General features: G+C 38.7%; 14 protein-coding genes, 2 tRNA genes and 1 pseudogene. 7 read left to right on the top strand and 10 right to left on the bottom strand.

Annotated elements, in window-relative coordinates; all coding sequences use genetic code 11:
* Positions 1 to 124: 124 nt before the first annotated feature.
* Positions 125 to 610 carry a hypothetical protein gene (locus WC310_02280; GenBank protein ID MFA5358631.1) on the top strand — a complete coding sequence of 162 codons (486 nt, stop codon included), beginning with the start codon at positions 125 to 127 and terminating at the stop codon, positions 608 to 610.
* Positions 611 to 882: 272 nt separating this feature from the next.
* Here WC310_02280 and WC310_02285 read toward each other — a convergent pair whose 3' ends face one another.
* Complete coding sequence (locus WC310_02285; protein ID MFA5358632.1) at positions 883 to 1,518, bottom strand: hypothetical protein; 636 nt, start codon at positions 1,516 to 1,518, stop codon at positions 883 to 885.
* 97 nt (positions 1,519 to 1,615) lie between these two features.
* Between WC310_02285 and WC310_02290 the strand changes: the two genes are divergently transcribed.
* The 3 genes from WC310_02290 (at position 1,616) to WC310_02300 (ending at position 3,011) form a co-directional block, all read left to right on the top strand.
* Positions 1,616 to 2,590 (top strand): tyrosine-type recombinase/integrase, encoded by a 975-nt coding sequence (locus WC310_02290; protein MFA5358633.1) that lies wholly within the window; start codon positions 1,616 to 1,618, stop codon positions 2,588 to 2,590.
* Between the two features lie 237 nt (positions 2,591 to 2,827).
* Positions 2,828 to 2,899 (top strand) — tRNA-Arg (locus tag WC310_02295).
* Positions 2,900 to 2,936: 37 nt separating this feature from the next.
* Positions 2,937 to 3,011, top strand: a tRNA-His gene (locus WC310_02300).
* 2,060 nt (positions 3,012 to 5,071) lie between these two features.
* Here the strand turns inward: WC310_02300 and WC310_02305 are convergent.
* The 4 genes from WC310_02305 to WC310_02320 form a co-directional block, all read right to left on the bottom strand.
* A complete protein-coding gene (locus tag WC310_02305; protein ID MFA5358634.1) occupies positions 5,072 to 5,419 on the bottom strand; it encodes a hypothetical protein in 348 nt (115 codons plus the stop codon).
* Positions 5,409 to 5,558, bottom strand: a complete 150-nt coding sequence (locus tag WC310_02310; GenBank protein ID MFA5358635.1) for a hypothetical protein — start codon at positions 5,556 to 5,558, stop codon at positions 5,409 to 5,411. Before WC310_02310 ends, WC310_02305 begins: the two co-directional genes overlap by 11 nt.
* 182 nt (positions 5,559 to 5,740) lie before the next feature.
* The gene (locus tag WC310_02315) at positions 5,741 to 5,884 is read right to left on the bottom strand and encodes a hypothetical protein (GenBank protein MFA5358636.1); all 144 of its coding nucleotides are present in this window, start codon (positions 5,882 to 5,884) and stop codon (positions 5,741 to 5,743) included.
* Between the two features lie 383 nt (positions 5,885 to 6,267).
* Positions 6,268 to 7,017, bottom strand: coding sequence for a hypothetical protein (locus tag WC310_02320; protein ID MFA5358637.1), 750 nt, complete (start codon positions 7,015 to 7,017; stop codon positions 6,268 to 6,270).
* A 159-nt stretch (positions 7,018 to 7,176) separates the two neighbouring features.
* Here WC310_02320 and WC310_02325 point away from each other — a divergent pair, with 159 nt between their 5' ends.
* Positions 7,177 to 8,367 carry a hypothetical protein gene (locus tag WC310_02325; protein MFA5358638.1) on the top strand — a complete coding sequence of 397 codons (1,191 nt, stop codon included), beginning with the start codon at positions 7,177 to 7,179 and terminating at the stop codon, positions 8,365 to 8,367.
* Positions 8,364 to 8,810, top strand: coding sequence for a putative toxin-antitoxin system toxin component, PIN family (locus WC310_02330; GenBank protein MFA5358639.1), 447 nt, complete (start codon positions 8,364 to 8,366; stop codon positions 8,808 to 8,810). Before WC310_02325 ends, WC310_02330 begins: the two co-directional genes overlap by 4 nt.
* On the opposite strand, the gene WC310_02335 is transcribed toward WC310_02330, so the two are convergent.
* The 3 genes and pseudogenes from WC310_02335 to WC310_02345 all read right to left on the bottom strand — a co-directional run bounded on the left by WC310_02335 (position 8,790) and on the right by WC310_02345 (position 10,449).
* Entirely contained in the window at positions 8,790 to 9,461 is a 672-nt protein-coding gene (locus tag WC310_02335; GenBank protein MFA5358640.1) for a hypothetical protein, read from the bottom strand. The genes WC310_02330 and WC310_02335 overlap by 21 nt on opposite strands.
* Before the next feature lie 98 nt (positions 9,462 to 9,559).
* The gene (locus tag WC310_02340; protein MFA5358641.1) at positions 9,560 to 9,862 is read right to left on the bottom strand and encodes a hypothetical protein; all 303 of its coding nucleotides are present in this window, start codon (positions 9,860 to 9,862) and stop codon (positions 9,560 to 9,562) included.
* A gap of 428 nt (positions 9,863 to 10,290) precedes the next feature.
* Positions 10,291 to 10,449 (bottom strand): annotated as a pseudogene (locus tag WC310_02345) (YHYH domain-containing protein).
* Between the two features lie 408 nt (positions 10,450 to 10,857).
* Between WC310_02345 and WC310_02350 the strand changes: the two are divergent.
* Positions 10,858 to 11,028 carry a hypothetical protein gene (locus tag WC310_02350; GenBank protein ID MFA5358642.1) on the top strand — a complete coding sequence of 57 codons (171 nt, stop codon included), beginning with the start codon at positions 10,858 to 10,860 and terminating at the stop codon, positions 11,026 to 11,028.
* Between the two features lie 56 nt (positions 11,029 to 11,084).
* On the opposite strand, the gene WC310_02355 is transcribed toward WC310_02350, so the two are convergent.
* On the bottom strand, positions 11,085 to 12,248 hold the full coding sequence (locus tag WC310_02355; protein MFA5358643.1) for an NADP-dependent malic enzyme: 1,164 nt from the start codon (positions 12,246 to 12,248) through the stop codon (positions 11,085 to 11,087).
* A 117-nt stretch (positions 12,249 to 12,365) separates the two neighbouring features.
* Positions 12,366 to 12,782 carry a hypothetical protein gene (locus WC310_02360; protein MFA5358644.1) on the bottom strand — a complete coding sequence of 139 codons (417 nt, stop codon included), beginning with the start codon at positions 12,780 to 12,782 and terminating at the stop codon, positions 12,366 to 12,368.
* Positions 12,783 to 12,798 lie beyond the last annotated feature (16 nt).

Genomic DNA, 12,798 nt, shown 5'->3' on the forward strand with positions numbered 1-12,798 from the left:
ATGGTCTTTGTCAATGTATTTTTTAAGTAGTATGTTGGGTTTTATCAAAGGTTGCCGTAATTGACGCTTTATTATTTTTTTGTTAGTTTCAAAATAACAGTTGTCAAAAACAAGGGAGGCAAATATGACGGATGAGGACACTCAGGCGATTCCGAGAGCGGATTGCTATGATCCGAAAAAATGGCGGGACTTAAAAAACCGCGCCAGAAAGCACGAAAATGCTAAAATTGATTGGGCGGCAATCGAACAGGCTGTAAAACAGACCGTGCCTGAGATAAAGAAATTAGTGGACGATTTTTTGGTCGCTAATCCAGGATGGAAGGTTTCTTTTTTCTGTTTAGATTTGCCGCCGCGGATTGAGATTTGTTTCGCCTTGGACTGCGAAGCGCGGCAAAAAAGAGAAACCGTTGTTAGTTCCCAGCTCGGCGTGATCGCCCGGAAAATTAGCCCGGACGAAACGGACATGGTAGCGACTTTTGTCGCCCAGATCATGACCAAAATTGGATTTAAGGTAAAAAGAATCAGTCACGTCAGTTTGACCGAGATTCTTGAATATCGGATCCATCCGGAGTACGGTAAATTTACCAAAACCCCGGTCGCGACGACGTAGGTTGCCGTGAACATAAAATCAAAAACCGTTCGGAAACATTTCCGGACGGTTGTTTTTTAACCAGTCAAACTAACCTCTGTCGATAGATGCGAGCCGGTTTTTTCCCACTGTGCCTCTGGACGCCTGCCTGCCGGTAGGCAGGGGGCAGGCCGAGTTTTTAGAAATAAAGAAGTTAAAAACTTTTGGCGGTAAACTTGCTAGCGCATGTTGTACTGGCATCTGCTGCTTCGCCTACGTCACTTTAAATAAAAAAATAAATTTACGAGCAGGGTTTAGGAGCGATCAATAAATTCTATCTCTTTAGCAATTTCGGCTTTCCATTTTTCCGGCGGGACGTCTTTGCACTTGTCTTTCATGTCGCGGATCAGTTGGAAAAATTTGTCTATCTTTTCGGCGGCAGCCTCTTTTTTTTCCAAACCGAAAAGGTAGTTGAGCGGTGAGTATAGATTGCCGAACTCTTCAAACTGTCTTGGTGCGGCGGTTTTACCTTTTACTATGCCGAGGTTGTTCAGAATCCTTAGCATCTTGGGGCAAAGCTGAGTGGAACAAGTCGGCACGCGAAAAGAGTTTAGGGCACAGCCACTGCGGCGCAATGCCGGACAAGGACCGTTACCGGGCAGGCGGCGTTTGCCTACTTCTAGCCAGTTGGAATTTTTTTCGGCCAGTTTTTTACTCCAGCCAGGACCGTTCATGGCTTTCTGCGCCCGGTCGATAAAATTCCAATGATCCTGTACTTGGTTATCGAGCAGGCAGCAACACATTTCGTCGCGGTCGATAAAGCGTCCTTCTTTTACCATTTCCAGACTTTTATCAAAGCAACGTTTGCATAAATCGTCAAAAACGCGAAAAAAACCGATCAGTTCTTTTTCGGCTTGGCGGTAGATGGTGAGTTTTTGGCGTTCGTTCATGTTGTTAGGAGGATAGGATTATTATAGAAGCAGTTGGTTAAAAGTCAAAGGGAGGCTTGCGCCATTTGAGTAAGTGTCGTAAAATAAACACATTGTTATGTCGAAAACTGGAAACAACCTAATCACCGATTTTCTCGAGTATCTGGAAATCGAGCGTGGACGATCGCAGGCGACTATCCGCAACTATGATTTTTATCTGCGGCGTTTTTTTGATTGGGCGATTAAACGACAGAAGAGTTTTGATGTTAAAGATATTGATTCGCAGGCTATCAGACAGTATCGGTTGTTTCTTAACCGTGCCGTTGATGACAGAGGAAAGCAGCTTAAAAAAAGCACGCAAAATTATCACCTGATTGCTCTGCGGACGTTTCTCAAATTTCTTGCTAGAAATGATATCAAATCTTTGTCTCCGGAAAAAATCGAGCTGGCCAAACAGTCCGAACGCCAGATCGAATATTTGGAAGGGAGCGATCTTGGTAAATTTCTCGAAGCGCCGTTGCAAGTTGATGAGCAAAAAATCATCCAGCTGCGCGACAAATCAATGCTGGAAACGTTGTTTGCCACCGGGCTTCGTGTTTCCGAATTAGTTAATCTTAGAAAAGATCAGGTGAATCTGAATAAAGACGAATTCACCGTGCGCGGTAAAGGAGATAAGCTGAGAATAGTTTTTCTTTCCAACCAGGCCAAATATTGGATTAAACAATATTTGGAAAATCGCAAAGATGCTTCGCCGTTTATGTTTGTCAGTCATGACAGGGCGAGGCAGTCCAGGTCTGGTGTTAGCGGCACCAAAAAAGATATTTTAGAAGAAGTTGAACATCTGACGCCACGGTCGGTGCAGCGGATAATCAAGAAATATGCTCAGATGGCGGGTATTACCAAAAAAATCACGCCGCACACTTTGCGTCATAGTTTTGCCACTGATTTATTGACTTCCGGCGCTGATATCCGTTCCGTGCAAAGTTTACTCGGACATTCATCGATTACTACTACGCAAGTGTACACTCATATTGCCGATCAGCATCTCAAAGAGGTTTATAAAGCGTTTCATGGAAGGAAGATGAAGAAATGAGTATATAGTGGTTAGTATATAGTATATAGGGAGCAAATAGAGTATTTGTGTTTTATGGATATATAATTTTGGTCGTTGACTTTATGGAAAAATCTGCTAAAATATACTAACGTTATTGAAAAAAATTTGATTATTTGTTATTATGCGCCCGTAGTTTCCTCCTTTGTCCGCTGCGGCGGGCTTCGGCGGACAAGCAATGGATAGATATGTGGGCGCAATTTCGTTTGTTTCTTTTATGCGCCCGTAGTTCAATGGATAGAACGAGAGCCTTCTAAGCTTTAAATCTAGGTTCGATTCCTAGCGGGCGCGGAGATAATTAACAATTATTAATTAGTATTTGAATATGGTGGCTATAGTGTAATGGTTAGCACTCGACTCTGTGGAAGTCGCGGTTCGGGTTCAAATCCCGATAGCCACCCCACAAGGCACTCTTCTTTACGGAAGAGTGTTTTGTTTTGGAAATTAAGCCAATTTGGACAGGTTCTAAGGTTTTTATTTCTTCCAACCCAGTTTTTACAATTTCAAAGGGTTTTTGCAGGTTCAAAGATAATTGACGGTCTTTCAAAATAAAACCAGAGCCTAAAGATATTAAGATAGTCTTTTTAGTATCTAAGTCGCCGTTTTTAAACCAATGACGCGCATAGCAAGAGAATTCAAAAGTCTTCTCAACGTTCTCCCTCCAGTTGTCAGCTCGGCTTTCATAATTTTTTAATTGCTCAGCCATTTTTTCCCTCTCTTGCAAAAGTTTATTTTTCCGTTCAGTATATTCGGCATCATTTATTAGTTCACTTATTCTCATTGAAAGCAGGCTGTCTAATTTCTTTTCTACATTATCGTAAGCTTTTTGTTGGGTGGCTCGGATTATTTCTCTTTCCTTAATCTCACCATCATTAAGATTGTTGAGCCATTTTATAGCCCAGTTTTTAAAATCTTCTGGTATTTGTATTTTTTCTAAATAAGCGTCAACTTGTTTTTCGAGCTCTTTTATCTCGAGGGTTTTTTGGCTACACTTCGGGCAAACATTTTTCCCCTTGCCACAGCGATAGTAGGTGTAATGGTGGGCGTTGCCGTTTTTTTGTTTCTTGAATTTTTCCTCCGCAGTTATCATAGAGCCACACTCTCCGCAGCGTATAAGCCCCGTAAACGCAAAATTATGCGTTTTAGGGCGTGACTTACCCTTTCTACCCAGTATCTCTTGTACGCGCCAAAAATCATCTTCTGTGATGATTGTTTCATGTGCCCCCTTGTACCACTCGCCCCTATATTGGAATTTTCCAAAATAGAATGGGTCAGCCAAAATTCTATAGATAGTACTCTCAGCCATTGGTCTGCCACCCTGTCTTTTAGTTTTAGGAGTTAAATATCCCCATTCATTATTCATCTTGTCTAACACTTGAGCGACAGTATATTTTTGGGTCAGAATCAACTCGAAAGCCTTTTTAATTAATGGCAACCTTGCGGTATCGGGTAGGAGTTTCTTGTCCCCTTGTTCGGAGAGTTTGTCTGGTAAATACCCTGGCTTAGCTCCAGGCAACCACCCCATTTTTACTTTTTGCATCAGCCCCCTAATTGTATTTCGGCGTAAGTCGATAATAAATTGGTTCGCTACCCCAAACTCCATATTCATAAGAAGCACATTGTCTCCTGGATAGTAGTCTCTCTCGGGAGTTTTAATGTGTTTAATAATACCTTGCTGCAAAAGCCAATTAATTCTGCCACCATCTATTGGGTTCCTAGCTAGGCGGTCTAATTTCCAACAGATTATACCCTGCGCCTCTCCGTTTTCTATTCTCGTAATCATCTCATTGAAAATTGGGCGCCCTGGGCTTTTAGCCGACATGGATTCTTTGAATATATGTATGCTGTTTAAACTAAACTTTTTCGCCGCCTCCTCACTAGTTGAAAGCTGCGCGGGAATAGATAAGGCTTGCCTGTCTTCCGCGGCTTCAGACTTTCTAGCATAAACGAAGTACTTTATAGTGTCTAAATTTTCCAAATTAGTCATATTTGCCTCTATTTTGTCGTTTCGCCTTCTTTGCCCTCTTTATCTTCCTTGGGGTTTGTTAGTCGGTTGTTTCCGCAAAATTGGCAACCTTTCCGATAGAAAGGCAGTATAAAAATCCAAAGTCCGCCGGTGACCAATACGGCGATAAATGTGCCGAAAGTAAAATGCCTTTTTGAGGTGACGTTCCTTTTACAAAGAACGCAATAGCCGAATCTTCGCATAAATGTCTATTTATTAATTAATTTTATAGCCATACTACTAAAACTGCTCGAAACTAGATAAAGCTACTAAGATTTATTCAAAATTACCTCGTTTTGTAGTTTGACAACTAAAAAGCCCCCACCCATCGGTTTTTACGAACTTGCGTTCGTATGTGCGTCAACACTAGCCGAGGATGAGGGCATCCTAAGTGTTGACGCACAAAGTTGTATTGATATTCTACCGCTGTTTTAGGCATAAATCAATACTTTCGTGCTTTATTTGTCGAATAATGAACGCCATTCCTCTTGTGTTCGTGGGCGCATGCTTTTGAGTCCATATAATCTTTTTTCAGAATCCTCGATGTTTTTGGATATTGCCTTTTTGTGCTCTGTGAGAGCTTTAATTTGGTTAGGGTTCATGGAGTATAGCGAGCTACCCTGTTTATCAATCAGTTCTTGTTCATATTTTGTTATTCTGCGCAGGTTCCAAAAATCTAAGGCGATATCTTCCACCAATTCGATTTCTAGTTCGGTGACTGGTTTTAGTATCAGCCTCATCCTCTCTTTCAATTTAGTAAGTTCCTCAAGATTATCATTGTTAGTTAAGGAATTTTCATTTTCCATACTTTTTGTAGTTATTAATTATTTTATCTAAAAAACCAGCAATGGTTTTGGTGTCTCTGTTATCGTCCAGATAATCCCTTTGTTTTGGGTCAATACGCACCAGGGCTTTAAATCTCGTTTTTCTTTTAGTTGATGTCATAAGTATACTTAATAGCTCCCTCTGGCTCTCCTGCCCGAATAGACACTTGTTCGCCTGGTTTTTAGATGGGACTGCCCGAGAATCTCGTCTCGGTCAAAGCAGTTTTTATCATTCGGTGTAGGTGTCGCCGTCGGTCGCTATCTTAATTCAGTTAATTGATAATTGAATTAAGATAAAGACCATTATTTTTTGATTGGCTTGTATATAGTTTTAAATAGATTCAAAAGGTTTGTAGCTTGTTTGGCGGCTTCAGCGCTACTAATTTCTATCCCGCAGCTATCCTTATATATTTGTTGAAATTCTTTTATAGCCGTTTCAGTCAGCATAAACTCTGCTTTTTAACTCTTTAAGAGTATTGAAATAAATTAGCGGGTCGACGGTTAGTCCATGAGCCCAAAATAATTGTATTAGTTGGTCTAAATACTCGTCTCGTCTTATAAGGAATTTTATTTTTTGTGGGTTTTCTTTGTCTGTTGCTTCTACGCAATATCCGAGGCAACCGAGCGTCGCACATAAGGAAAGGTCAGAGGTCTTAAAATAATCATTTTCATTTAATTTTTGGGTCATATAATTTTCATTAATTTTGTTTTTATTATGACAAAACCACCTATCCGGTGTTGAAAAGGTGGTTTTTATTAAACAAAAAATAGCCTTAATTTGGCTATTATTTATTTAGCTTTCTACGTTTTAGGTAAAAAGATTACCACTTTTACTTTTTTGTTTTTTTATTTTCAACCCAAACCTTCCTGCCTTTTACGTGGAAAGAGAATCTTTTATTAAGACCGTTTCTTTTTAATGTCCTTTGTATTTCCTTGATGGTGGTTTTTATTTTTTCAATTTTTTGCCATTCATTATAGTCGTCGGTCAGTAATCCGTTTTTTTGGTCTTTTGGCTCTTGAATTATATTAATTATCTCATTCGTAGAAGTGGCTAAGCCAAAATAGTCCCAGAGACGTTTTATTAGCCTACCTTGCCTAGTGTTATATTTGGCGACTTTTATATTCCTACTGTCAATATTTAAATAACAAAATTTAATATTCCCTTCTTTTTTGATAGAAACTTTACTGGTAGTTTTATCATTAGATGGGTATTTTAAATTTTTTATTTGTAAAGAATTTTGATAGGCGGTAGCTTTTGTTTTGTATGATTTCTTAAAATTTTTAAATTCATTTTTAAATTTTTGTTCGTTAGTAGAAAATTCGAAATAACCATTAATATCTTCTTCAAGTGGGTATTTAATATTTTTTATTACCCCCTTCTTCTGCAATATTTGAAAAGCCCAAATTCTTCCTTTGATAAGTTCGGTTAGTTCTACACCCTTTATCCCTTTATTGTATTTATTTGCTACCCACCCGCCTAGCAATGGTATTTTAATTTTATTTTTCTCGGATACAAAGAAGCTCCTTATTTCTTGCAAGGCATTCCAGACTCTCTCTGTTTCCTTTCTATCTAAATACATTAATCTTAATTTTAATCTTAATTTATATTCTTATTTTAGCACTTTTAGTTAGTTCTTTAAAGATGAAAATCAGCCAGAGTTTACCCGTTATGTATTTATTCAGAAAATGAGCTATAATTAAACTCGCAGTCTTGCTGGAGTATTAAAACATTAAAATGTATGGAAAATCCTATTTTTATACCAAAATTAATCCAAAACGAAGCTGGCTTTGTAGATAAAATAAAATTGCCAGCTATTTTAATGGACGCTAATATTGTTGCCTTTTCCCCTAAAATATCCGGCAAGATAAGAGCGTCTGCAGATAGTTTTATTATCAATCCGGTCACTAATTTTTTTGTTGAAAATTCATTCATAGGCAAAAAAGCATTTAAGAAGTTGCCTACGGCTCCAGCTAAGCCCTATAGAGTTGAAGAGCTATTAACAAACGAAAAGTTAAGACGAGATGAATTGGTTTGGAAAAATATTGAGTATCAGATTAACAATAAAGCTAATATAATTATTATCCCTTACATTTATTCTGACAGCATTAATGATTCCAAATTCGGAATAAATTTAAGTATGATTTCTGACGCTTTAAAATTATTAAAAGTAAATAAAATAAATATCCCAGCGTATGCCATGATTAACATGGGCTCAAGTGTTTTGAATGATTTTACTGGACTAAATAACTTGATAGAAAGATACCGTGATGATTTTAATGACAAGATAAATGGTTTTTTTATGATGTTTGACGGCTTTGATTGTAGAAAAGCCGTGGATGATTCATTAATGGGTTTAGCCTATTTAACATTTTATTTGTCCGAGAATAAAAATACCTTCATTTTAAACCTGGGTGATTTTGGGGATGTATTATGTGCTATAGGTGCAAGGGGATATAGTAGCAGTTTGGGCGGTGGTGAAATATTTAATGTAGAAAAGCTATCCAAGGAAACTAAGAGTCGAGGCAGAAATCATAAAATTTTCTCTTACGTGCCCGAGGTGTTTGATTATTTAAATAATGAATCATTAAGAAAAATTGGTTATAAATGTCCCTGCTCTATTTGCGATAATGGAATACCTAATGGCTGGAATAACGCAAAAGCCCATTTTCTAAACAGAAAATTGGAGCGGATGGATAATTTAGCCAATTTAAATCGTGACCAGAGAATTGATTTTATTAAATTAAAAATTGAGCAAGCCGTTGAACTAATATCTGTATATAATGCAAATTTTGCATTATCTATAAAGACGGATTTTTTGCTAAGATGGAAGAATGTTTTGGAAAAATCACGCCACTGGTCTTATAGCAAGCGAGAGACTGAAGCGGTGGATTTAGATAAAATAATTGAAGAAGCTAGAAAAAACAAATGAGAATCGTGCCAGATACAAATTTATTAATTCAAGGATTGCTTTTTAGAGGCACAGCTAGAAAAATAATCAACTTGGCTTATGAGAAAAAAGTTGATTTTTATGGTAGTGCGAATTCTTTTAATGAAATAAAAAGAGTAGTCTACTATTCTCGATTTAAAAAATACCTTGAGAATGAAATATTTTCCCCAGAAAAAATAATGATTTCTTTTAAGTCCCTCATCACCGTTGTTTCTATAGACTCAAAATATAAAAATTCAAAATTTGTCGCCGATGATGCAGATGACGATGAGTTTATAAGAATAGCTAAGACAGTACAATCAAAATTTATTATTTCAAGCGATAAGCATTTAAAGAATATAAAAAAAGTCGACGATATAAGAATCGTCGAGCCAGAAATTTTTTTGAAGATATATCCAACTATATCAGGAAAAACATTTTTTTAATTGTTGTTTTCCTAAGATAAACTCAGCGGCTAAATTAAACTTATGCCTATTTAAGGGTCGAGTGGCTTTTACTCGACTTATTTTTTTTGTATGCTTATCGGGGTCAAATAAAATTAATCCTATATTATGTTTTTTAAGTAGCTCGCGGTCTACTAGATGACCTCTAGCAGCTGGCATGGCTAGGTATGCTTTATTAGCAAAAGATTTATATCTATTGGCTTGCACAAATCCCTTTTTCCAATCTTTAAGTTTGGCTTCAATGGCAATGATTTCTTTAGCGATGGGCATCCAACCATTTATCTTGAAATAGTATTTGTTATCAACTTTTTTTATAAAGCCATTATTTTCTAGGGTTTTTAAATATTTATATTTTAGAGTTGCCTTTGGAATATTTAGATTTTTAGTTAGGCTGTTTAGGTCAACTTTTTTATTAGCGCCTAGCTCTGGCAAGTAATCAAAAATTTTAAAAAATTCCTCATTTTTTATTTTTTTGTATTGTTTGTTTTTGTTTCTGATGGCGCACTTATCTGGATTGACTCTAAATAGGACTAAATCTGCAACCCCATAACCAACGCCAACCTCCCTTTTGGTTAAGAAACCTTCCTTAATGAATTTTTCTTCCAAAAGTTTGACAAATTTTTTTTCTGTCATAATAAAATTATAGCATAGTTTAAAGTAATACTGAAATCCACAGTCATCCGCCCCGTTAGGGTTTTTATTACCCCAGATTTTTTATTGGAATTTTGTGTTTAAGGTGCATCGACAGTATCTACGGTTTCTAAGTCGTCTAGAGCCCATTCCATATCATCGCAGCTAGACCATGAATAGTCTTGAGCATCTTCTATGTTAGAATTACACTCCTCTATGTTGTTGTTGGCTTGTTCTAGGGCATCTTGATAACTATAAAGTTGGTTTTCACAATAGTAAAGTTGGCTGTCGTAATAGAGAAGTTGGTTTTTCATTTCCTCTGTAGCTTGATTATTTTTCCATATCCAAATACCACAAACTAGTATAACTAAAAAGATTAAAATTTTTAGCTGTTTTACCCCCATATATTAATCATTTTTTTTAATCAATTCTTTCCAAACGTAAATAGTTAATATTACGAACGGTATTGGTGCTAACGCAATTGCATCACTGTTCGGCTTTTCAATTATAACCGACCAAGCGAAGTAAACCGATAGAATTAGAATGATAATTCTGAGCCAACGAAAAAAATTTTTCATATAAATAAATTAATTTATTTTTTCTTAGCTAGCCAATATCCACCAGCTCCAGCTCCGCCTAGTCCCAAAACCCAAGCCCAGGTATTATCTGATTTATCAGAAGAATCTTGTTCGGAGTTGATTTTAGCAATTGGTCGCTGATTAACTTCGAGTTTAGGGATTTCATATTCTGGTGCGGGTTCTGTTGTTCCTGTCCCATTAGCTCCGTAAGTGCTTTTTATGGGCTCTTCTGGCTGAGGCAAAGCTTTAGCTTGGTGGCAATGATATTCGCCCGTGCCGAGACCCCAAGAGGAGCAATTTGTTCGACAGGTATGACAACCAGAAGCATCGGTTCTGCCAGGATGTGCTTGAGCAATCAGAACAAAGCTAAAAGAGGCAATAAATAGTGCTATAGATAGGGATACTTTGTACATACTTTAATCATATCGGAAAATGGTGATAATTTAAATAGGGCGCTTTTGTTTCAAGAAAATAAACCCGTAGAGTTTCAATTATCTCAATCAATCCGTTTCTAACTTCCTTTCGCCCGCCACCCCATAAAAAAGCATTTGCCTTTTGGCATAATGCTTTTTTATTTTGTAAGACTGAGGGGTTTGAACGGTCCGCCAGCTGGCGGATGCCCAGGGCGATGAACCCAGCTGCGGGGCTCTGCAGCTGGGGACGAGATCCCGATAGCCACCCCATGAAAAATTCTCACCGCTTCGGCGGTTGAGAGGTTTTTATTTTTTTAATTTTAAAAGGCTTGCCTTGCGGCAAGTCTTTATAATTTTTAGTTATCAGGGGTTGACGTAGTGGTCAAACCTGTTATACTAACCGCACTTATGGTTCAGCTTGAGCCTAGGATAATAAATAAAGACAAAGGTATGACACATTTTGATGATGAGAACACTGAAGCTACCGCTACCGAAGCTACCGAAGCTGAGGTTACTCCTGAAGCAACAGAAGAAGAAACTGTTGCTACCCCAGAAGAGACTGGCGACCAAGCCGTCTAACTCTCCAGCGATTATTCGCTAAAAAAAGTAGAGCCCTTAAATTGGGCCCTATTTTTTTATTTAATCGCGTTAGCCACTGTCGCAACTAATCCCGGATCAAAAGCGCTTGGTAATATATTGTCTTTTTTTGGCTCCACCACCCGGGCGGCGATATTTTCCGCAGCTTTGGTTAACATTTTATCGGTGATTTTGACCACTTTATTGTCCAGCGCTCCGCGAAAAATTCCCGGAAAAGCCAAGACATTGTTTATTTGGTTGGCAAAATCAGATCGTCCGGTGGCAACTATTAGCGCTCCAGCAGCTAGCGCCTCGTCGGGCATGATTTCCGGTGTGGGGTTAGCCATGGCAAAAATTATTGGGTCAGGATTCATCAATTTAATCAGTTCCGGTTTTAAAGCTCCGGCGACGCTAACACCGATAAAAATATCCGCACCTTTTAGCGCGTCAGCTAGGCTACCTTTGATGCAAGCGGTGTCATCCTGATCGCGGAGACAAGCTAGGTTGGTGAGCTTGGCCAACTTTTCTTTAATCGGATTGAGACCGTCGCGGTTTTTATAAATAGCGCCTTGGCTGTCACAAACGACGATATTAATAAAACCATAAGCAAGTAAAAAATTAGTAATAGCCAGCCCGGCTGCTCCGGCACCACTGACAACTACGCGTACAGACTCTTTTTTTTGCCCTTTGACTTTTAACGCGTTAATTAACGCTGCTAGCACTACTACTGCTGTTCCCTGCTGATCATCGTGGATTACCGGAATCGACAGTTCGTTTCTCAGTCTTTCCAAAATTTCGAAGCATCTTGGCGAGGAAATGTCTTCGAGATTGATCCCGCCAAAAACCGGAGCGAGCTGTTTAACCGCTCTAATAATTTCTTCCGTATCTTGTGTGTCCAGGCAAATAGGAAAAGCGTCCACTCCGCCCAACTCTTTAAACAGTAATGCCTTCCCTTCCATTACCGGGATGGCGGCGAGCGGACCGAGGTTGCCCAGACCTAAAACGGCAGAACCGTCGGAAATAATCGCGATCGTATTTTTTTTGAGAGTGTATTCATAAGCCAGCTGCGGATCACGGGCGATCTCTTGGGAAACCTTGCCCACGCCAGGCGTGTATGCCAGCGACATGTCTTGTTTGGTTTTGAGTGGTACTTTACTGCGCACCTCCAGTTTGCCCTGATATTTTCTATGCAAATCTAGAGCCGCTTGTTCGATTGGGGTCATATTTTTTTAGATTAATTCAAGAAGTGATTAAATTTTAGTCTTTTTGGGTTGTCCTGTCTAGTAAACGGAGGTAAAAAGAAAAACCGCTCCGCTATGTAGTGGAACGGTTGTTTTGGTTTATTTGGCGAGCGCCTTCTGTCGTAAGAGGCCATTTTTGATCTCGTCGCCTTTACCGACGATAATTTTGACGAGACGTCGGTTGTCGAGATTGTAGACAACAATTAGGTGAGTGATGATCTGGGAAGGCTTCACGAGAGAGAAAATCAATTCCCAATCCTTTTCGTTGTTTTTCGGCGATGGGGCTTTTTCGATTTTGAGGTGAGGGTTTTGGAAATCAATGTCTTCGAACCATGCCATCCAGATCTCGTGGCGTTTATTGACGCACGGGTTTTCAATTTTTGCGAAGTCAGCAATACCTTCTTTTTCCTTGTATTTGGTGACGAAGATGTGTGTTCTGTACGCGTACCATTCTTTTCTCACCGCCCACAAAAAAGGAAAATCCCGCAACATTCGCACCATTCTCTTGTGTAACATTTTTCCTCCCCATCTT

This window comes from Patescibacteria group bacterium (assembly GCA_041653535.1).
Classification (GTDB): Bacteria; Patescibacteriota; Patescibacteriia; order JACRDY01; family JACRDY01; genus JBAZFH01.

Bases quoted from the DNA above. Each gene is read 5' to 3' on its own strand.
- WC310_02280 (MFA5358631.1), top strand. From the start codon at position 125: ATGACGGATGAGGACACTCAGGCGATTCCGAGAGCGGATTGCTATGAT.
- WC310_02285 (MFA5358632.1), bottom strand. From the start codon at position 1,518: ATGAACGAACGCCAAAAACTCACCATCTACCGCCAAGCCGAAAAAGAA.
- WC310_02290 (MFA5358633.1), top strand. From the start codon at position 1,616: ATGTCGAAAACTGGAAACAACCTAATCACCGATTTTCTCGAGTATCTG.
- WC310_02305 (MFA5358634.1), bottom strand. From the start codon at position 5,419: ATGGAAAATGAAAATTCCTTAACTAACAATGATAATCTTGAGGAACTT.
- WC310_02310 (MFA5358635.1), bottom strand. From the start codon at position 5,558: ATGACATCAACTAAAAGAAAAACGAGATTTAAAGCCCTGGTGCGTATT.
- WC310_02315 (MFA5358636.1), bottom strand. From the start codon at position 5,884: ATGCTGACTGAAACGGCTATAAAAGAATTTCAACAAATATATAAGGAT.
- WC310_02320 (MFA5358637.1), bottom strand. From the start codon at position 7,017: ATGTATTTAGATAGAAAGGAAACAGAGAGAGTCTGGAATGCCTTGCAA.
- WC310_02325 (MFA5358638.1), top strand. From the start codon at position 7,177: ATGGAAAATCCTATTTTTATACCAAAATTAATCCAAAACGAAGCTGGC.
- WC310_02330 (MFA5358639.1), top strand. From the start codon at position 8,364: ATGAGAATCGTGCCAGATACAAATTTATTAATTCAAGGATTGCTTTTT.
- WC310_02335 (MFA5358640.1), bottom strand. From the start codon at position 9,461: ATGACAGAAAAAAAATTTGTCAAACTTTTGGAAGAAAAATTCATTAAG.
- WC310_02340 (MFA5358641.1), bottom strand. From the start codon at position 9,862: ATGGGGGTAAAACAGCTAAAAATTTTAATCTTTTTAGTTATACTAGTT.
- WC310_02350 (MFA5358642.1), top strand. From the start codon at position 10,858: ATGGTTCAGCTTGAGCCTAGGATAATAAATAAAGACAAAGGTATGACA.
- WC310_02355 (MFA5358643.1), bottom strand. From the start codon at position 12,248: ATGACCCCAATCGAACAAGCGGCTCTAGATTTGCATAGAAAATATCAG.
- WC310_02360 (MFA5358644.1), bottom strand. From the start codon at position 12,782: ATGTTACACAAGAGAATGGTGCGAATGTTGCGGGATTTTCCTTTTTTG.